Below are 18,729 nucleotides of genomic sequence, written 5' to 3'. Positions count from 1 at the left end.
TACGCCGAATGCATGGGAGCGCCGGCGACCGCCTGCAGTCTTCGGACTGCGGGCGGTCTCGTCGTCGCCCGCCAGCCGTTCAAACAGCAGTACGAGACAACGCTAACGCCGCCTGCCGCGGTCATTGGAATCAGAGAGGGTTTGTCATGCCGAACGACAAGATGCCAGCTTATCCCCAGTCGGACCTGGAAGCCTGGAACAAGGCTGCCGCGAAACATGCGCCGGGTGGCGACGTGGAGAAGCTCAACTGGGTGACACCCGAAGGCATCGCGGTGAAGCCGCTGTATACGAAGGCCGATACCGCCGACCTGTCGCACACCGACACGCTGCCCGGCTTCGAACCCTTCCTGCGCGGCCCGCAGCCGACGATGTATGCGGTGAAGCCGTGGACGATCCGCCAGTACGCCGGCTTCTCGACCGCCGAAGCGTCGAACGCCTTCTACCGCAAGGCGCTGGCCGCCGGCGGTCAGGGCGTGTCGGTCGCGTTCGACCTCGCGACGCACCGCGGCTACGACTCGGATCATCCGCGCGTGACCGGCGACGTCGGCAAGGCCGGCGTGGCGATCGACTCGGTCGAGGACATGAAGATCCTCTTCAACGAGATCCCACTCGACAAGATTTCCGTCTCGATGACGATGAACGGCGCCGTGCTGCCGATCCTTGCGGGTTACATCGTCGCCGCCGAAGAGCAGGGCGTTTCGCAGGACAAGCTGTCCGGGACCATCCAGAACGACATCCTCAAGGAGTTCATGGTCCGCAACACCTATATCTATCCGCCGACGCCGTCGATGAAGATCATCGCCGACATCTTCGGGTACACCGCGCAGCACATGCCGAAGTTCAACTCGATCTCGATCTCCGGCTACCACATCCAGGAAGCGGGTGCGAACCAGGCGATCGAGCTCGCGTTCACGCTCGCCGACGGCATGGAGTATGTGCGCACCGGCATCAACAGCGGCATGGACGTCGACACCTTCGCTGGCCGCCTGTCCTTCTTCTGGGCGGTCGGGATGAACTTCTATCTCGAGATCGCCAAGATGCGCGCGGCGCGTCTGCTGTGGTGGCGGATCATGAAGCAGTTCAACCCGAAGAGCGCGAAGTCGATGATGCTGCGCACGCACTCGCAGACTTCGGGCTGGTCGCTCACCGAGCAGGACCCGTACAACAACGTCGTGCGCACGACGATCGAGGCGATGGCGGCGGTCTTCGGCGGCACCCAGTCGCTGCACACCAACGCGCTCGACGAGGCGATCGCGCTGCCGACCGAGTTCTCGGCACGGATCGCGCGCAACACCCAGATCATCATCCAGGAAGAGACGCACATCTGTAACGTCGTCGATCCGTGGGCCGGCTCCTACATGATGGAAAAACTGACCCAGGACATGGTGGACAAGGCCTGGTCGCTGATCGAGGAGATCGAGGCGATGGGTGGCATGACCAAGGCGGTCGAGTCGGGCTGGGCCAAGATGAAGGTCGAGGAATGCGCGGCGGACAAGCAGGCGCGCATCGACTCGGGCAAGGACGTCATCGTCGGCGTGAACAAGTACAAGCTGGCGAAGGAAGATCCGATCGAGATCCTCGACATCGACAACCACGCCGTGCGCGAGTCGCAGATTGCGCGCCTCACCAAGATCCGTGCGACGCGCGACAACGCCGCCGTGCAGGCCGCGCTGGACGCGCTGACGAAGTCCGCCGAAACGGGCGAAGGCAACCTGCTCGACCTGTCGGTGAAGGCCGTGCGCCTGCGCGCGACCGTCGGTGAGATCTCCGACGCGCTGGAGAAGGTCTTCGGCCGCTACCGTGCCAACCCGCAAGCCGTGTCCGGCGTGTATGGAGCCGTCGTGGAAAACGATGCCGACTGGAAGGAACTGAAGGCCGACATCGAAGCCTTCGTCGCCGAAGAGGGCCGCCGCCCGCGCATCATGATCGCCAAGCTCGGCCAGGACGGCCACGACCGTGGCGCGAAGGTGGTCGCCTCGGCCTTCGCCGACCTCGGCTTCGACATCGACATCGGCCCGCTCTTCCAGACGCCGGAAGAGGCCGCGCGCCACGCCGTCGAGAACGACGTGCATGCGGTGGGCTGCTCCAGCCTCGCCGCCGGTCACAAGACGCTGGTGCCGCAGATCGTGAACGAGCTGAAGCGGCTCGGCGCGGACGACATCGTCGTCTTCGTCGGCGGCGTGATCCCGGCGCAGGACTACGATGCGCTGTATGCTGCCGGGGCAAAAGGCATCTTCGGGCCGGGCACGCCGATTCCGGCGGCTGCGCGCGAAGTGCTGAAGCAGATCCGCGCCTCCAAGGCTTGATCTTCATGTAGGGCGGGAGGAGTGCAACGCATCCCGCCACACGGCGTTCGAACTCGTTTCCACCGCTGGAATGGCGGGATACGCTTCGCTTCTCCCGCCCTACGTGAACCGTCGCATTAATGCATCGATGCCGATGAACAAACCCGAACACCTGCTGCAACTCGACGCCGCCGACCGCGCGCTGGTCGATGGCGTGCTCGCGCGCCAGCTGCGTCCGCTCGCCAAGACCATCACGCTGATCGAGTCGCAGCGCGAGGATCACAAGGCGCGCGCACGCCACGTGCTCGAAGCGCTGCTGCCGCACACCGGCGGCGCGGCGATGCGGGTCGGTATCTCGGGCGTGCCGGGCGTGGGTAAGTCGACCTTCATCGAGGCGCTCGGCCTGTACCTGATCGAACAGGGCCTGCGCGTCGCGGTGCTGGCGGTCGATCCGTCGTCGTCGCTGACGGGCGGCTCGATCCTCGGCGACAAGACGCGCATGGAGCTGCTGTCGCAGAATCCCGCCGCCTTCATCCGCCCGAGCCCCTCGGCGGGGAGCCTCGGCGGCGTCGCGGAGAAGACGCGCGAGACGATGCTGGTGTGCGAGGCCGCCGGTTTCGACGTGATCATCGTCGAGACAGTCGGCGTCGGGCAGAGCGAGACGGCGGTCGCCGGCATGAGCGACATCTTCTGTCTGCTGCAGTTGCCGAACGCGGGCGACGACCTGCAGGCGATCAAGAAAGGCATCATGGAGATCGCCGATCTCATCGTCATCAACAAGGCTGACATCGACGCGGGTGCGGCGATGCGGGCGAAGTCGCAGATGAAGACCGCGTTGCATATGCTGCGTCCGGCGAGCCCCAACTGGACGGTGCCGGTGCTGACGCTTTCGGCATTGCAGAAGCAGGGCGTCGCGGACTTCTGGACGGCGGTGACGGACTACCGCAAGGCGATGCAGGCCTCGGGCGAGTTCGAGGCCAAGCGGCGCCACCAGGCGCTGGCGTGGATGTGGGACCTGATCGACGCGGGGCTGCGCAGCCATTTCCGCGGCCATCCGCAGGTGAAACATGAATTGCCCGGGCTCGCCCGCGCGGTGGAGGAGGGCACGACCACGCCTTCCGCCGCCGCGCTGCGTCTGCTCGGTTATGTGGAAAAGCCTTACCGGTAGGGCGGAAAAGCGAAGCGCCTTCCGCCGTATGGGGATGTCTGATGGCACCGCATGCGGCGGATAACGCCTTCGGCTCATCCGCCCTACGGTTCTACGTTTTGTGGCATGAACAAGAATCGAAGTTGAACGCCCGGTCGGCACAAGGTCGGGGACAGCAGAACAAGTCAAGGAGGTCATCAATGCAAGAGATCATTCGTCAGCTCGACGAAAAGCGCGCCAAGGCGCGTCTCGGCGGCGGGCAGAAGCGCATCGACGCGCAGCATTCCAAGGGCAAGCTCACCGCGCGCGAGCGCATCGAGCTGCTGCTCGACGAAGGCAGCTTCGAAGAATGGGACATGTTCAAGGAGCACCGCTGCACCGAGTTCGGCATGGAAGCGGACCACACCCCGGGTGACGGCGTGGTGATCGGCTACGGCACCGTCAACGGTCGCCTGGTGTTCGTGTTCTCGCAGGACTTCACGGTGTTCGGCGGCTCGCTGTCCGAGACCCACGCCGAGAAGATCTGCAAGGTCATGGACCACGCGATGAAGGTCGGCGCGCCGGTGATCGGGCTGAACGACTCGGGCGGCGCGCGGATCCAGGAAGGCGTTGATTCGCTCGGCGGCTACGCCGATGTGTTCCAGCGCAACGTGATGGCCTCGGGCGTCGTGCCGCAGATCTCGCTGATCATGGGCCCCTGCGCGGGCGGCGCGGTGTATAGCCCGGCGATGACCGACTTCATCTTCATGGTGAAGGATTCGTCGTACATGTTCGTGACCGGTCCGGAAGTCGTGAAGACCGTGACGCACGAGGAAGTGACCGCCGAGGAGCTGGGCGGTGCGGTGACCCACAACACCAAGTCGGGTGTGGCCGACCTCGCGTTCGAGAACGACGTCGAGGCGCTGATGATGACGCGCCGCCTGATCGGTTTCATCCCGTCGAGCAACCGCGAGAAGGCCCCGACCGTGCCGGCGCTCGATCCGGCCGAACGCCTGGACTTCTCGCTCGACACGCTGGTGCCGACGAACCCGAACCAGCCGTATGACATGAAGGAAGTCATCATCAAGATGGTCGATGATGGCGATTTCTTCGAGCTGCAGCCCGACTACGCCAAGAACATCATCATCGGCTTCGCGCGCATGGAAGGCGCTCCGGTCGGTATCGTCGCGAACCAGCCGCTGGTACTGGCCGGCTGCCTCGACATCAAGAGCTCGATCAAGGCGGCGCGCTTCGTGCGCTTCTGCGACGCGTTCAACATCCCGGTCGTGACGCTGGTCGACGTCCCGGGCTTCATGCCGGGCACCACCCAGGAATACGGCGGCATCATCAAGCACGGCGCCAAGCTGCTCTACGCTTACGCCGAATGCACGGTGCCGAAGGTCACGCTCATCACGCGCAAGGCCTACGGTGGCGCCTATGACGTTATGTCGTCCAAGCACCTGCGCGGCGACGTGAACTTCGCGTGGCCGTCGGCGGAAATCGCGGTGATGGGCCCGAAGGGCGCGGTGGAGATCATCTTCCGCGGCGAGAAGGACGACCCGGCGAAGCTCGCCCAGCGCGAAGCCGAGTACAAGGCGCGTTTCGCCAACCCGTTCGTGGCCGGCTCGCGCGGCTTCATCGACGACGTGATCATGCCGCACGAGACGCGCAAGCGTGTGTGCCGGTCGCTGTCGATGCTGAAGAACAAGGAACTCGAAAACCCGTGGCGCAAGCACGGCAACATCCCGCTCTGATCGCCAAGGGAGAATGAGGAATATGTTTAAGAAGATCCTGATTGCAAACCGCGGTGAAATCGCCTGCCGCGTGATCAAGACTGCCCGCAAGATGGGCATCGCCACCGTCGCCGTGCACTCCGAGGCCGACAAGGACGCGCTCTTCGTCGAGATGGCCGACGAGGCCGTGTGCATCGGGCCGGCGGCATCGAAAGAGTCCTACCTGCGCATGGACAAGATCATCGACGCCTGCAAGCAGACCGGCGCCGAGGCGGTCCATCCGGGCTACGGCTTCCTGTCGGAGAACGCCGAGTTCTCGCGCCGCCTGGAAGAGGAAGGCATCAAGTTCATCGGGCCGAAGCACTATTCGGTCGCCAAGATGGGCGACAAGATCGAGTCGAAGAAGCTCGCGATCGAAGCCGGCGTGAATACCATCCCCGGCTACAACGACGCGATCGCCGGTCCGGCCGAGGCGGTCGAGATCGCCAAGAAGATCGGCTACCCCGTGATGATCAAGGCGTCGGCCGGCGGTGGCGGCAAGGGCCTGCGCGTCGCGTACAACGACCAGGAAGCCTTCGAGGGCTTCTCGTCGTGCGTGAATGAAGCCAAGAATTCGTTCGGCGACGACCGCGTGTTCATCGAGAAGTACGTCCTCGAGCCGCGTCACATCGAGATCCAGGTGCTGGGCGACTCGCACGGCAACTACGTGTACCTGAACGAGCGCGATTGCTCGATCCAGCGCCGTCACCAGAAGGTCATCGAAGAGGCGCCGAGCCCCTTCGTCGATCCCGCCATGCGCAAGGCGATGGGCGAGCAGGCGGTGGCGCTGGCGCGCGCGGTGAACTACGAATCGGCCGGCACGGTCGAGTTCGTGGTGAGCGGTGCGACCAAGGAGTTCTACTTCCTCGAGATGAACACCCGCCTGCAGGTGGAGCATCCGGTCACCGAACTCATCACCGGCCTCGACCTGGTCGAGCAGATGATCCGCGTCGCCTATGGCGAGAAGCTCCCGATCGCCCAGGCCGATGTCAAGATCAACGGCTGGTCGATGGAGTGCCGCATCAACGCCGAAGACCCGTTCCGCGGCTTCCTGCCCTCGACCGGCCGTCTGGTGAAGTTCCAGGCGCCGAAGGAGGTTCCGGGTCAGGTGCGCGTCGATACCGGCGTGTATGAAGGCGGCGAGATCTCGATGTACTACGACTCGATGATCGCGAAGCTGATCGTGCACGGCGCGAACCGCGAGCAGGCCATCGAGCGCATGCGCGACGCGCTGAATGCCTTCGTGATCCGCGGCATCAGCTCGAACATCCCGTTCCAGGCTGCGCTGCTGCAGCACCCGCGCTTCTGCTCGGGCAACTTCAATACCGGCTTCATCGCCGAGGAGTACCCGCAGGGCTTCGACGCGTCGATGGTGCCGCACGACGATCCCGCGCTGCTCGCAGCGGTCGCGACCTTCGCGCGCCTGCGCTACATCGGCCGCGCAGTGCAGATCGACGGCCAGCTCGCCGGCCACGGCCGCAAGGTCGGTACCGACTGGGTGGTCGTAATGGGCGGCAAGCAGTATCCGATGGCGGTGCAGGCTTCGGCCGACGGCTTCGACATCACCCACGCCGACAAGACCTACCGCATCGTCTCCGACTGGACCTTTGGTGACCTGCTGTTCGAAGGTACGGTCAATGGCGCGCCGATCTGCCTGCAGATCGAGCGTCGCGGCCTGCGCTACCGCATCTCGCACTTCGGCCTGCAGGTCGAGCCGATCGTGATGACCGAGCGTGCCGCCGAGCTGCTGTCGATGATGCCGGAGAAGCTGCCGCCGGACATGTCCAAGTTCCTGCTGTCGCCGATGCCGGGCCTGCTGCGCGACATCTGCGTCGCCGAAGGGCAGGAGGTGAAGGCGGGCGAGAAGCTCGCGATCATCGAGGCGATGAAGATGGAGAACGTGCTCAAGGCCGAGCAGGACGGCAAGGTCAGCAAGCTGGTCGCGAAGCCGGGTGCGAGTCTCTCGGTGGACGAAGTCATCATCGAGTTCGAGTGATCGGGACGGTTGCCGCCGCTTCTGCGGCGGCGCCAACCGGAATGCCGAAAGGGCCTGCGCGAGCAGGCCCTTTCGTTTTTTGGGCACGTCGTAAGGAGTGACCGGGGTGGTGCGCTGCCCCCGAGCGATGTTCTTTGTGTATGCTGAAAGAATGTATTCGCGCATCGATTTTCCCGTCCGGATGATGACCGTCGCTGCCCAGGGTCGGACGTGTGCGCTGGCTTTGCTGTTGGCATTGGCGGGCGGCTGTGCGATGCAGCCGCCGGCCGGGCATCCGCCGGCAGAGAACCCGCCGCAGCGGAGCAAGGTGCCGCGACACAACGGTCACGCGACGGCGTGGCCGCTGGCGGAACTCGGCGCTGCAGAAGGGCGGCGGGTCGGTGTGCGGGTGCCGGGCGCCGTGCGTTGGTTCGATGCGCAGGCCTTGCGCGCAGCCTGGACGGCGGCCCGGCGCGTAGGGGCAGCGACGCCGGGTGCGCGTCCGCAGTACTTGTTGGTCGACGACCCCAGCGCCAACGCCTTCGCCATGCGCTCCGGCCAGGACGGCGTGATCGGGATCAACGCCGGGATGGTCGAACTGCTCGGCGCGGACGAGGCCGCGTGGGCGGCGTTGATCGGGCACGAGCTGGCGCACCTGAACCTGCGTCATTCGGAGCAGCGCCTGTCGCGCCGCAACGAAACCGGCGGACTGGTGGCGATCGCGAGCGTGCTCCTGACGGTGGTGGGCTTCCCCCTGACGCCGATCTTCGCCGAACTCGCCTCCAATATGGCGGAGAATGGGTACAGCCGCGAGGACGAGCGCGACGCCGACGAGGCCGGCATCGCCTACATGCAGCGCGCGGGCTACGATCCCGCCGGGGCGGTGCGCTTCTTCGAGAAGCTCTCCACCAGCGGTCAGCCGGAGCGCTTCGCCTTCCTCGGCACCCATCCGGACAGTGCCGAACGCATCGCGGCGGCACGCGCCCTGGCGGAGCGCGAACCCGACTGAAATCATCCGCAACGAGTCCGCGCCCCAAGGCCGGGCCGAGGCTGCGCTATGATTGGGCCGCATTCCTGAATTTGCGGAGGTTATATGAAGCGGTTCTTTGCCCTGATCGCGCTCGCGTCGCTCGTCGGCGCATGTGCGGTGTATACGCCGGCCGGTTCGGTCGTGGTCGACCCGGGACGCTCCGGAGGCTCGGGTGGCGGTTTCTGTCCGCCGGGACAGGCGAAGAAGGGGAACTGCTGATCCCGGGTAGACCCCGAGCGCTCCCCTCGTCGATGCGAACATGAGACCCGATTACCGAGATCCCCACTCCGTGCCCGTGCGCGACCGTTTCCTGCGGCGACTGCTCCTCGTGACCCTCGCGGTGGCCGCGCTGATGATGTTGTGGCGGCTGCAGCCGCTCATCGAGGACTGGTTCAGTCCGAAGCAGGCGGCCGAGCGCACCGTCACGCCGCGCGGCGACTTGGCTGCGGACGAGAAGTCGACCATCGAATTGTTCGAGCACGCGCGTGATTCGGTGGTTTTCATTACCACGGCCCAGCTGGTGCGCGATGCGTGGACGCGCAACGTGATGCAGGTGCCGCGCGGCTCCGGCTCCGGCTTCATCTGGGATGACGCCGGTCACGTGGTGACGAACTTCCACGTGATCCGGGGCGCCTCGCAGGCGACCGTGAAGCTTGCCGACGGACGCGACTACCAGGCCGCGCTGGTCGGGGCGAGCCCGGCGCACGACATCGCGGTGTTGCGGATAGGCGTGGGTTTCAAGCGGCCGCCACCGGTGCCGGTCGGCACGAGCGGCGACCTCAAGGTGGGGCAGAAGGTGTTCGCGATCGGCAACCCCTTCGGGCTCGACTGGACGCTGACGACCGGTATCGTGTCCGCGCTGGACCGCTCCTTGCCCGGCGAGGACGGCGAAACGACGATCGAGCACCTGATCCAGACCGATGCGGCGATCAATCCCGGCAATTCGGGCGGCCCGTTGCTGGATTCGAACGGGCGGCTGATCGGCATCAATACCGCGATCTACAGCCCCTCGGGGGCCTCGGCCGGGATCGGCTTCGCGGTTCCGGTCGATACGGTGATGCGTGTCGTGCCGCAGCTCATCAAGAACGGCCTGTACGTCCGACCGGTGCTGGGCATCCAGATCGACGAGGACGTGAATGTCCGCCTGCTCGAAGAGCTCGAGGTCGAGGGTGTCGTGGTGCTGCGCGTGATGCCCGGTTCGGCGGCGGACAAGGCCGGGCTGCGCGGCATCCGGCAGGAGCGCGACGGCAGTTTCTACCCGGGCGACATCATCGTGTCGCTGGACGGCCAGGCGGTCAGCTCCGTGGCGAAGCTCACCGCCCGTCTCGACGACCACCGCGTGGGCGATACCGTGAAGCTCGGCGTGCTGCGCGAGGGCAAGGAAGTGAGCCTGTCGGTGACGCTGCAGCCCGGCAACTGAGGTGCGCGGGTCCATAATGTAATCTCATGGGGTACTGAAAGACGGGGGCGACGCATGCTGTTTCGCAAGGGCCGCGAGAGCGACAACATCGAGGATCGCCGGGGCGAGGGAGGCGGCAGAAGTGGTTTCGGCGGCGGCCGCAGCATCGGCGTCGGCACCATCATTCTGGCGCTGGTGGCGATGTACTTCGGCATCGACCCAAGCGTGGTGCTGGACACCGCGAGCATCACGCAGCCGCCTGCGGCGGAATCGGCGCGCCCCGCAGCCCCCCGTTCGGCCGCGGAGGACGAGCTGGCACGCTTCACGTCGATGGTGCTGGCCGATACCGAGGACACCTGGGGGCCGATCTTCAGCGCCGGGGGCAAGCAGTACCGCGACCCGAGCATGGTCCTGTACACGGGGGCGACGCGCAGCGCCTGCGGCGTCGGCCAGTCCGAGATGGGGCCGTTTTACTGCCCGGCGGACCAGAAGGTCTATCTCGACCTGTCCTTCTTCACGGAACTGCAGCAGCGCTTCGGCGCGCCCGGCGACTTCGCGCAGGCCTACGTGATCGCGCATGAGGTGGGCCACCACGTGCAGAACCTGCTGGGGATCTCGGAAAAGGTGCAGCGGGCGCGCGAGCGCGTGTCGGAGCGTGAAGGCAACCAGCTGTCGGTGCGCGTGGAGCTACAGGCGGACTGTCTGGCGGGCGTATGGGCGCATCACGCCGATCGCAGTCGCCAGGTGCTGGAGGCGGGCGACGTAGAGGAAGCGCTGGGGGCCGCCACCGCGATCGGTGACGACCGCCTGCAGAAGCAGACGCAGGGGCAGGTGGTGCCCGACAGCTTCACGCACGGCAGCTCCCAGCAGCGCGTGCGCTGGTTCCGCACCGGCCTGGAGAAGGGCACGCTGAAGGCCTGCGATACCTTCAGCGTCGGGCGACTGTAGGCCTCAGCTCAGCCCGCCAGCTTCGCAAACGCCTCGACGACTTCCGCCGGGGCCTGCACCAGTTCGACCAGCACGCCTTCGCCGCCGATCGGAAATTCGTCGTTGCCCTTCGGGTGCAGGAAGGTGATGTCGTAGCCCGCAGCGCCGCGGCGGATGCCGCCCGGGGCGAAGCGCACGCCGTTGGCGGAGAGCCATTCCACCGCCTTCGGCAGGTCGTCCACCCACAGGCCGACGTGGTTCAGCGGCGTCGCATGCACGGCCGGCTTCTTCTCCGGGTCGAGCGGCTGCATCAGGTCGACCTCGACCTTGAACGGACCCTTGCCCATCGCGCAGATGTCCTCGTCGACGTTCTCGCGCTCGCTCACGAAGTTGCCGGTCACTTCCAGTCCGAGCATGTCGACCCACAGGGTCTTGAGCTTGTCCTTGCTCGGGCCGCCGATGGCGATCTGCTGGATGCCGAGGATTTTGAACGGGCGCTGCGTCATGGAATTCTCTCCGCGAGTCTGATTGGATTAAGAATTCATAATTATGGCGAGTCTGCGTGTGGGCGTCGAGAGGGGCGCGGACAATCGTGCGAACATCATCGCGCGCCTGCGCCGAGCGGACTCACTCCCAGCCGACCTGCGCCGCGAACAGGTAGCCCGCGCCGTAGACCGTCTTGATCATTTTGGGGCTGTGCGGGTCGTCGCCGAGCTTGCGGCGCAGGCGCGAAATGCGCACGTCGATGCTGCGGTCGAACGGGTCGACGTCGCGTTCGCCGAGCAGTTGCTCGCGGCTGAGGATCTTGTTCGGGCGGCGCACCAGCGTCAGGAGCAGGGCGGCTTCGGCCGACGACAGGGCGGTTTCGCTGCCGTCCGCGTGCACCAGCGAGTGGCGTCCGGTGTCGAAACGCCAGTCGCCGAAGCGGGCCACGGTGCGTTCGGCGGGCGCCTCGGCGCCGGCCTCGGGCGTGGCCGAGCGTGCGTAGCGGCGCAGGATTGAGCGCACGCGGGCGACCAGTTCGCGCGGCTCGAAGGGCTTGACGATGTAGTCGTCGGCGCCGAGCTCGAGGCCCAGCACGCGGTCGGTGACGTCGTTGCGGCCGGTGAGGATCAGCACCGCGCAGGGGCTGCCGTCCTGCAGTTCGCGCACGACCTGCATGCCGTCCATGTCGGGCAGGCCGAGGTCGACGATCACGAGGTCGGGCGAGGTCTGGTGCGCACGCGCGAGCAGGTCGCGCCCGGTGCGCAGGTGTTCGCTGCGGAAGCCGTAGCCGGACAGCGCGCTGCAGATGATGCGCGCGATGTCGGGCTCGTCTTCCAGCACGAGGATCAGCGGCGAGGAGGTCTCTTTAAGCTGCGAGGTCTCTTGTCCGGTCATCGGTCGGGGGCTTCCTCTCTCGGGATGGCTGTGGTTCCTGGGTGTTCGAGCAACTCGTCGAGCGCGGCGGCGAGTGCAGCCTGTTCGAAGGGCTTGCGCAGCACGGGCACGTCGAGCTCGGCGGTGCCGGCGAGGGCGTTGTCGCTCGCGTAACCGGTAATCATGAGGATGGGCATGTCGGGACGCAAGGCGCGCGTGCGCGTCGCGAGTTCGCGCCCGCCGATGCCGCCGGGCATGATGGTGTCGGTGACGAGGATCGCGATGTCGGACACCGCTTCGAGCAGCAGCCACGCTTCGACCCCATCGGCCGCCTCGATCACCGTGTGGCCCAGCGCGGTGAGCTGCAGGCGGATGATACGCCGCACTTCGGGTTCGTCCTCGACCAGCAGGACCGGGCCGGACACGCTGCGACCCGCTCGCACGGCCAGGGGCGTGACGTTCTCATCGGCCGGCGCGGGGGCGTCCGCGCGCGGCAGCACGAAGGTGACCGTCGTGCCCTTGCCCGGCGTGCTGCGGATGCGGATGTTGCCGCCGGACTGGCGCACGAAGCCATACACCATCGCCAGGCCGAGTCCGCTGCCGCGCCCGAAGGGCTTGGTCGTGAAGAAGGGTTCGAAGAGGCGCGGCAGCAGTTCCGGATCGATGCCGCTGCCGGTGTCGGTGACGTCGATCTGCACGTAATCGCCCGGCGGCAGCTCGGCCAGCGCGGCCGGCCCTTCGTCGAGGTGGCGCTCGCCGATCGCGATCGTCAGGTCGCCGCCGTCGGGCATCGCATCGCGGGCGTTGAGCGCGAGGTTGAGCAGCGCGTTCTCGAGCTGGTGGGCGTCGACGAAGGCATGCAGCGGCGCGCCCGGCTGGTTTGTGTGCAGGCGCACGTTCTCGGTCAGCGAGCGCGCCAGCAGCTGCGCCATGTCCTGCACCAGCGCGCCGACCTCGACCGCGCGCGGCTCCAGCGCCTGGCCGCGCGAGAAGGTGAGCAGGCGCTTGATGAGTTCCGCGCCGCGGCGCGCGGCATGCAGCGCCGGGTCGAGGTGCTCGCTCAGGCTGGCGCCAGGCGCCTGCGCCTGCAGCGCCGACAGATTGCCGATGATGATCGTCAGCAGGTTGTTGAAGTCGTGCGCAAGGCCGCCGGTGAGCTGACCCACGGCCTCCATCTTCTGCGCCTGGATCAGCGCGGCCTGGCTCGCCTTCTGCTCGGTGATGTCGGAAGACAGCACGAAGTAGCCCTGCACCTCCCCCTGCGCCGACATCTCGGGGACGATGACGCTGCGCGCATGCACGGTGCGCCCGTTGGCGAGCTTGCGCGAATACTCGTAGCTCACGCGCTCGCCGCGGTCCACGACCGCCAGCCGTTGCCGGACGAGCGGGTAGAGCTCGGGGCCGAACACGCTTTCGATGGTGCGCCCGACGATCTCCTCCTTGTTCAGCCCGAACCACTCCGCATAGCCGCGGTTGGCGAACTGGTACACCTCGTTGCGGTCGACGTAGGCGATCAGCGCGGGGATCGAGTCGATGATGGTCTTGAGTTTTTCCTCGCTGTGGCGCAGCGCGCCGGCGATCTCGTCGATCTCGGCGTTGGCGTGGGCGAGGCGGGCATTGGCGTTCTCGAGTTCCTGCGTGCGCGCCCTGACGCGGGCTTCCAGTTCGAGGTTCTGCTGGTGGATCACCTCCTCGGCACGGCGCTGCTCGGTGATGTCGGTCCATAGCGAGACGAAGCCGAGGTTGGGAATCGGCACGCCGCGGATCGCGAGGATCTTGCCGTTGGGGCGTTTGCGTTCGGCGTAGTGCGGCAGGAAGGCGCGCGCCGCCGCCATGCGTTCGGAAACCAGCTTCTCCAGTTCGCCTTCGCCGTATTCGCCGCGCTCGGCATTGAAGCGCACGAACTCCTCGAAGGGCGTGCCGACGCGCACCATGCTCTCGGGAAAGTCGAGCAGGCGCAGCATCGCCTTGTTCCAGGTGACGAGTTTCGGTGTCGCGTCGAACACCGCGATGGCCTGGTCGAGCAGGTCGAGGCCGGCGAGCAGCAGGTCGTAGCGCCGCAGCTCGTGCGAGGACATGCGGTGCGGAGCGGGTCTGGAGGGCTCGGGCGAGGGGGCGTTGCGTAGCATCGGGCGGGGTGTCTCGGCGGAGTCTGCACCATTCTAGAGCAGGTCGCCGCCGCAGGCCGAATCGTAGGGCGGGAGCAGCGCAGCGAATCCCTCCACCACCGCCCGGGGGTTCTCCCGACGCCGATCGGCGGGATGCGCCTTCGGCTTCTCCCGCCCTACGCCGGACGGCCGCCCGCCTGATGATGAAGCTGCCGGCGGAAGCGTTCGGGCGACACCCCGGTCCAGGCGACGCAGGCGCGGTAGAAGGCCGAGGTGTCGGCGTAGCCGAGCTCCGCGGCGATCGTCGCGACCGGCAGTGGCGTCTTCGTGAGCCGCGACAAGGCGATGTCGCGGCGCAGCGCGTCCTTGATCGAGCGGAAGGTCGCGCCCTCGTCCTCGAGGCGGCGGTGCAGCGTGCGCGGCGAAAGATGCAGGCGAGCGGCGATGTCTTCCAGCGCGAGGCTCGCCGGCAGCGCGTCGCGCAGCAGGTCGCGCACACGCAGCACCATGTCGCGGTCGCGCCGGTACAGCATCGTGATCTTGCCCGGCGCGCCGTCGAGGAAGGCATTCAGCGCCGCTTCGTCGCGGCGCACCGGCAGGTCGAGCAGGTTGTCGCGCAGGCGTGCGACCAGCGTGCCGGCGTCGAAGAAGGAATGTTCCGTATAGACCAGCGCGTAGTCGTCGGCGTGCGCCGGGCGCGGGTAGGGGAAATGCACCGAGTCGAGCGCCAGGCCGCGGCCGACGAGCCAGCACGACACCGCGTGGATGAGGCGCAGCAACCATTCGAAGGCGAACACGCGCGCAGGGTCGCCGCGGTAGTCGGTGAGGCGGCGCGTCTCCGAGATGCGCAGTTCGGCGCGCTCGTCATCGGGGTCCTCGGCGCGGCGTACGCTCACGGCAAGGTCGGGCAGCACGATGCGCAGGAAGCGCGCCGCGCGGTCGAGCGCTTCGCCCAGTGTCCCCGCGCCGAGCATCCCGCGGCACAGGAATTCGAAGCTGCCCGTTCGCATGGGTTGCGCGAACAGCGCGAAGCCCTCGTCGTCGAGTGCGCGCGTGATGTCGTTATACAGCTTTGCGTAGCGGTCGATCGGCACGCGGGTGGCGGGGTCTGCAAGGTCGATGCCGGCGGCGGCGAGGAAGGGCACCGCGTCGCGCCCGCGCCGCGGCAGGCCAGACAGCATGCCGGTGACGAACCCCATCGCCACCGTGGCCCGCTTCGGGCGAAGCGGCGCCGCGTCGGTGGCGGGAGGCTGCGGGGGAGTGGGCATGCGGAAGCGTCCGGACGGTCACTGAGCGATTGGCGGATTTTGCACGATAGTCGTCGGCACGCACAATGGCAAATGCCTCGTCCACCTTCTAACATTAAGCCCACAACCATGAGGGAGCCCCGTCCGGGCGCCAACAAGAGGGAAGAAGGCATGACCAATCTCAGCGAAGCCAAGAAGCTCGTCACCTACAAGCCGCAGCACAAGGTCCGCTTCGTCACCGCGGCCGCACTGTTCGACGGCCACGACGCGTCGATCAACATCATGCGGCGGATTCTGCAATCGACCGGCTCCGAGGTCATCCACCTGGGCCACAACCGCTCGGTTGGCGAGATCGTGAACGCAGCGCTGCAGGAAGACGTGCAAGGCATCGCGATTACCAGCTACCAGGGTGGTCATGTCGAATTCTTCAAATACATGATCGACCTGCTGAAGGCCAATGGCGGCGAGAACATCAAGGTGTTCGGCGGTGGCGGCGGCGTGATCGTCCCGTCCGAGATCAAGGAACTGCACGAGTACGGCGTCACCCGCATCTACTCGCCGGAAGACGGTGCGCTGATGGGCCTGCAGGGCATGATCAACGACCTGGTCGCGAACTCCGATTTCGACCTGACCGGCGCCGCGCCGGGTTCGGCCGACGCCGTCATCAAGGCGCTCACCACCGGTGAACGCAAGACGCAACTGCGCAGCCTGTCGCGCATCATCACGGCGCTGGAAAACGGCGCCTATGGCGACGACGTCAAGAAGGCGCTGATCGAAGCCGCCGCCAAGGTCAAGACTCCGACGCTGGGCATCACCGGCACCGGCGGCGCGGGCAAGAGCTCGCTCACCGACGAACTCGTGCGCCGCTTCCGCCTCGACCAGAACGACAAGCTGCGCGTCGGCATCGTCTCGATCGACCCCTCGCGCAAGCGCACCGGCGGCGCGCTGCTGGGCGACCGCATTCGCATGAACGCGATCGAGCACGAGAACATATTCATGCGCTCGCTGGCGACGCGCGACACCGGTTCGGAGATCTCGGCTGCGCTGCCCGAAGTCATCGCCGCCGCCAAGCTCGCCGGCTTCGACCTCGTCATCGTCGAGACCTCCGGCATCGGCCAGGGTAACGCTGCGATCGTCCCCTACGTCGACCTGTCGCTGTACGTGATGACCCCCGAGTTCGGCGCCGCGAGCCAGCTCGAGAAGATCGACATGCTCGACTTCGCCGACTTCGTCGCGATCAACAAGTTCGACCGCAAGGGCGCCGAGGACGCGCTGCGCGACGTGCGCAAGCAGTACCAGCGCAACCGCGAACTCTTCAGCACGCCGACCGACGAAATGCCGGTGTTCGGCACGATGGCGGCGCGTTTCAACGACGACGGCATCACCGCGCTGTATCAGGCGATCTTCCCCCGTCTGGTCGAAAAAGGCCTGAAGGCCAAGCCGGGTTCGCTACCGAAAGTCACGATCAAGGCCTCGAGCCGCGGTCGCGCGATCGTCCCGGCCGAGCGTGTGCGCTACCTCGCCGAGATCGCGGACAGCGTGCGCGACTACCACAAGCACGTGCAGCAACAGGCCCGCGTCGCCCGTGAGCGCCAGTCGCTGAAGATCGCGAAGGGCCTGTTCGAGCAGTGCGGCAAGGAAGCGGGCTCGTTCGCCGAAATGATCGATTGGAAGGACGGTGAGCTGACGCCGGCGGCGAAGAAGCTGCTGGACATGTGGCCGCGCACCAAGGAGCTGTACGCCGCCGACGAATACGTCGTGAAGATCCGCGACAAGGAGATCCGCACCAAGCTGACCTCCGATTCGCTGTCCGGCACCAAGATCCGCAAGGTCTCGCTGCCGAGCTTCGACGACGATGGTGAATCGCTGAAATTCCTGATGAAGGAAAACGTCCCCGGCTCCTTCCCCTACACCGCGGGCGTGTTCGCGTTCAAGCGCGAGGGCGAGGATCCGACCCGCATGTTCGCCGGCGAAGGCGACGCCTTCCGCACCAACCGCCGCTTCAAGCGCGTGTCCGAAGGCATGCCCGCCCACCGCCTGTCGACCGCGTTCGACTCGGTGACGCTGTATGGCTGCGACCCCGACCCGCGTCCCGATATCTACGGCAAGATCGGCAACTCGGGCGTGTCGATCGCGACGCTCGACGACATGAAGGTGCTGTACGACGGCTTCGACCTGTGCGCGCCGACGACCTCGGTGTCGATGACGATCAACGGCCCGGCGCCGATCATCCTCGCGTGCTTCTTCAACACCGCGATGGACCAGCAGGTCGCGAAGTTCCGCGCTGACAACGGCCGCGAGCCGACCGAGACCGAATTCCAGAAGATCAAAGAATGGACGCTGTCCTCGGTGCGTGGCACCGTGCAGGCCGACATCCTCAAGGAAGACCAGGGCCAGAACACCTGCATCTTCTCGACGGAATTCGCGCTGAAGATGATGGGCGACATCCAGGAGTTCTTCGTCCATCACAAGGTGCAGAATTTCTACTCGGTGTCGATCTCCGGTTACCACATCGCCGAGGCCGGCGCGAACCCGATCTCGCAGCTCGCCTTCACGCTGTCGAACGGCTTCACCTACGTCGAGTCGTACCTCGCGCGCGGCATGCACATCGACGACTTCGCCCCGAACCTGTCCTTCTTCTTCTCCAACGGCATGGACCCGGAATACTCCGTGATCGGCCGCGTCGCGCGCCGCATCTGGGCCGTTGCGATGAAGAACAAGTACGGCGCGAACGAGCGCAGCCAGAAGCTGAAGTACCACGTGCAGACCTCAGGCCGCTCGCTCCACGCGCAAGAGATGGACTTCAACGACATCCGCACGACGCTGCAGGCGCTGATCGCGATCTACGACAACTGCAACTCGCTGCACACCAACGCCTACGATGAGGCGATCACCACGCCGACCGAGGAATCGGTGCGCCGCGCGATGGCGATCCAGCTGATCATCAACCGCGAATGGGGCCTGGCGAAGAACGAGAACCCGAACCAGGGCGCCTTCATCATCGACGAGCTCACGGATCTGGTCGAGGAAGCGGTGCTCAAGGAGTTCGAAGCCATCGCCTCGCGCGGCGGCGTGCTCGGCGCGATGGAGACCGGCTACCAGCGCGGCAAGATCCAGGAGGAGTCGCTCTACTACGAGCACAAGAAGCACGACGGCTCCTACCCGATCATCGGCGTGAATACCTTCCTCAACCCGAAGGGCCAGGCGCAGCAGGAGATCGAGCTTGCCCGTTCGACCGAGGAAGAGAAGCAGGGCCAGCTCACGCGCCTCGCGGACTTCCACGCCCGCAACAAGGCCGAGGCGCCGAAGTGGCAGGCCAAGCTGCGCCAGACGGTGATCGAGAACGGCAACGTGTTCGAAGTGCTGGTCGATGCGGTGCGTTACTGCTCGCTGGGTCAGATCACCAGTGCGCTGTACGAGGTGGGCGGGCAGTATCGCCGCAGCATGTAAGCCGTCCTATGTGGCTGCAACAAGAAAACGGCGCCTGCGGGCGCCGTTTTT

At 66.3% G+C, this 18,729-nt stretch carries 13 protein-coding genes; 9 read left to right on the top strand and 4 right to left on the bottom strand.

The window, feature by feature from the left end; translation table 11 throughout:
* Nucleotides 1-146 precede the first annotated feature (146 nt).
* The 8 genes from scpA (at nt 147) to ypfJ (ending at nt 10,535) form a co-directional block, all read left to right on the top strand.
* Nucleotides 147-2,306 carry a methylmalonyl-CoA mutase gene (scpA, locus tag AzCIB_RS20450; protein ID WP_050417580.1) on the top strand — a complete coding sequence of 720 codons (2,160 nt, stop codon included), beginning with the start codon at nt 147-149 and terminating at the stop codon, nt 2,304-2,306.
* A gap of 127 nt (nt 2,307-2,433) precedes the next feature.
* A complete protein-coding gene (gene meaB, locus AzCIB_RS20445) occupies nt 2,434-3,453 on the top strand; it encodes a methylmalonyl Co-A mutase-associated GTPase MeaB (protein WP_050418486.1) in 1,020 nt (339 codons plus the stop codon).
* Nucleotides 3,454-3,632: 179 nt separating this feature from the next.
* The gene (locus AzCIB_RS20440) at nt 3,633-5,165 is read left to right on the top strand and encodes an acyl-CoA carboxylase subunit beta (RefSeq protein ID WP_050417579.1); all 1,533 of its coding nucleotides are present in this window, start codon (nt 3,633-3,635) and stop codon (nt 5,163-5,165) included.
* A gap of 22 nt (nt 5,166-5,187) precedes the next feature.
* On the top strand, nt 5,188-7,179 hold the full coding sequence (gene accC, locus AzCIB_RS20435) for an acetyl-CoA carboxylase biotin carboxylase subunit (protein WP_050417578.1): 1,992 nt from the start codon (nt 5,188-5,190) through the stop codon (nt 7,177-7,179).
* A 151-nt stretch (nt 7,180-7,330) separates the two neighbouring features.
* The gene (locus AzCIB_RS20430; RefSeq protein WP_232299278.1) at nt 7,331-8,167 is read left to right on the top strand and encodes a M48 family metalloprotease; all 837 of its coding nucleotides are present in this window, start codon (nt 7,331-7,333) and stop codon (nt 8,165-8,167) included.
* An 84-nt stretch (nt 8,168-8,251) separates the two neighbouring features.
* On the top strand, nt 8,252-8,407 hold the full coding sequence (locus AzCIB_RS24495) for a hypothetical protein (protein ID WP_198149571.1): 156 nt from the start codon (nt 8,252-8,254) through the stop codon (nt 8,405-8,407).
* A gap of 40 nt (nt 8,408-8,447) precedes the next feature.
* On the top strand, nt 8,448-9,608 hold the full coding sequence (locus AzCIB_RS20425) for a S1C family serine protease (protein ID WP_050417577.1): 1,161 nt from the start codon (nt 8,448-8,450) through the stop codon (nt 9,606-9,608).
* 54 nt (nt 9,609-9,662) lie between these two features.
* Nucleotides 9,663-10,535 carry a KPN_02809 family neutral zinc metallopeptidase gene (gene ypfJ / locus AzCIB_RS20420; protein WP_050417576.1) on the top strand — a complete coding sequence of 291 codons (873 nt, stop codon included), beginning with the start codon at nt 9,663-9,665 and terminating at the stop codon, nt 10,533-10,535.
* Between the two features lie 8 nt (nt 10,536-10,543).
* Here ypfJ and AzCIB_RS20415 read toward each other — a convergent pair whose 3' ends face one another.
* From AzCIB_RS20415 to AzCIB_RS20400, 4 genes are all read right to left on the bottom strand, one after another.
* Nucleotides 10,544-11,020 (bottom strand): VOC family protein, encoded by a 477-nt coding sequence (locus AzCIB_RS20415; protein ID WP_050417575.1) that lies wholly within the window; start codon nt 11,018-11,020, stop codon nt 10,544-10,546.
* A 121-nt stretch (nt 11,021-11,141) separates the two neighbouring features.
* Entirely contained in the window at nt 11,142-11,894 is a 753-nt protein-coding gene (locus AzCIB_RS20410; protein WP_050417574.1) for a response regulator transcription factor, read from the bottom strand.
* On the bottom strand, nt 11,891-14,002 hold the full coding sequence (locus tag AzCIB_RS20405) for a PAS-domain containing protein (protein ID WP_502685641.1): 2,112 nt from the start codon (nt 14,000-14,002) through the stop codon (nt 11,891-11,893). The genes AzCIB_RS20410 and AzCIB_RS20405 overlap by 4 nt, the downstream gene beginning before the upstream one ends.
* Before the next feature lie 155 nt (nt 14,003-14,157).
* A complete protein-coding gene (locus AzCIB_RS20400) occupies nt 14,158-15,249 on the bottom strand; it encodes an AraC family transcriptional regulator (protein WP_050417572.1) in 1,092 nt (363 codons plus the stop codon).
* Nucleotides 15,250-15,399: 150 nt separating this feature from the next.
* Between AzCIB_RS20400 and icmF the strand changes: the two genes are divergently transcribed.
* A complete protein-coding gene (gene icmF / locus AzCIB_RS20395; RefSeq protein ID WP_050417571.1) occupies nt 15,400-18,678 on the top strand; it encodes a fused isobutyryl-CoA mutase/GTPase IcmF in 3,279 nt (1,092 codons plus the stop codon).
* Nucleotides 18,679-18,729 lie beyond the last annotated feature (51 nt).

The organism is Azoarcus sp. CIB (assembly GCF_001190925.1).
In the GTDB taxonomy this organism is placed as follows: Bacteria; Pseudomonadota; Gammaproteobacteria; order Burkholderiales; family Rhodocyclaceae; genus Aromatoleum.
The sequence above is the reverse complement of the archived record's forward strand: the minus strand, read 5'-3'. Positions and strand labels throughout refer to the sequence as shown.

Excerpts from the sequence above, each read along its gene's own strand:
- AzCIB_RS20400 (WP_050417572.1), bottom strand. The coding sequence starts at position 15,249 with ATGCCCACTCCCCCGCAGCCTCCCGCCACCGACGCGGCGCCGCTTCGC.
- AzCIB_RS20440 (WP_050417579.1), top strand. The coding sequence starts at position 3,633 with ATGCAAGAGATCATTCGTCAGCTCGACGAAAAGCGCGCCAAGGCGCGT.
- accC (WP_050417578.1), top strand. The coding sequence starts at position 5,188 with ATGTTTAAGAAGATCCTGATTGCAAACCGCGGTGAAATCGCCTGCCGC.
- AzCIB_RS20415 (WP_050417575.1), bottom strand. The coding sequence starts at position 11,020 with ATGACGCAGCGCCCGTTCAAAATCCTCGGCATCCAGCAGATCGCCATC.
- scpA (WP_050417580.1), top strand. The coding sequence starts at position 147 with ATGCCGAACGACAAGATGCCAGCTTATCCCCAGTCGGACCTGGAAGCC.
- ypfJ (WP_050417576.1), top strand. The coding sequence starts at position 9,663 with ATGCTGTTTCGCAAGGGCCGCGAGAGCGACAACATCGAGGATCGCCGG.
- AzCIB_RS24495 (WP_198149571.1), top strand. The coding sequence starts at position 8,252 with ATGAAGCGGTTCTTTGCCCTGATCGCGCTCGCGTCGCTCGTCGGCGCA.
- AzCIB_RS20405 (WP_502685641.1), bottom strand. The coding sequence starts at position 14,002 with ATGCTACGCAACGCCCCCTCGCCCGAGCCCTCCAGACCCGCTCCGCAC.
- AzCIB_RS20430 (WP_232299278.1), top strand. The coding sequence starts at position 7,331 with ATGTATTCGCGCATCGATTTTCCCGTCCGGATGATGACCGTCGCTGCC.
- icmF (WP_050417571.1), top strand. The coding sequence starts at position 15,400 with ATGACCAATCTCAGCGAAGCCAAGAAGCTCGTCACCTACAAGCCGCAG.
- meaB (WP_050418486.1), top strand. The coding sequence starts at position 2,434 with ATGCCGATGAACAAACCCGAACACCTGCTGCAACTCGACGCCGCCGAC.
- AzCIB_RS20410 (WP_050417574.1), bottom strand. The coding sequence starts at position 11,894 with ATGACCGGACAAGAGACCTCGCAGCTTAAAGAGACCTCCTCGCCGCTG.
- AzCIB_RS20425 (WP_050417577.1), top strand. The coding sequence starts at position 8,448 with ATGAGACCCGATTACCGAGATCCCCACTCCGTGCCCGTGCGCGACCGT.